We start from the raw sequence: 485 nt of genomic DNA on the forward strand, positions 1-485 counted from the left end.
CCATCTGCACTGGCGATAGCGCCCATACCGATTGCCACCGCATCCAGGCCAGACGCGACAGAGTCGGTGCCGGTGGAGTTGGCGTGGAAGTACTTGGTACCTTTGTTGTAGATGTTGTCTACGGTATCGCCCAGGTTGGTGATCGCTGTAGTGTTGCCCGCGATGTTGGTGGTGTTGATATCCACCTGATCGTTGGTCGCTTTCAGCTGTGAGCCGTTCACCGCATCAGTGCTGGTGTCGGTCAGATCGCCCGCGGCTACGTTGGTGATCTTGGCCGGACCATTGCCTTTATGGTTAGCACTGTAAGCCCCCGCTCCGCCGTTCGCCGCCGGATCCCACTGCAGTGCATCATCCTTCAACTCATTAATATTGGTGGTGTTACCCGCAATATTCGTGGTGTTGGTGGCAATGTTAGTGGTATTGGTCGCGATATTGGTGGTGTTGGTATCAACCTGCGTGCCCAGCGTATCGATGGACTGGTTGGT

At 55.7% G+C, this 485-nt stretch carries 1 pseudogene; it reads right to left on the bottom strand.

Annotated features, from left to right (window positions below):
- Positions 1–485: pseudogene (locus tag U869_RS0127585) on the bottom strand (hypothetical protein); the annotation flags it as partial.

The sequence above is a fragment of the Serratia sp. H1w genome (genome assembly GCF_000633355.1).
Lineage (GTDB): Bacteria > Pseudomonadota > Gammaproteobacteria > Enterobacterales > Enterobacteriaceae > Chania.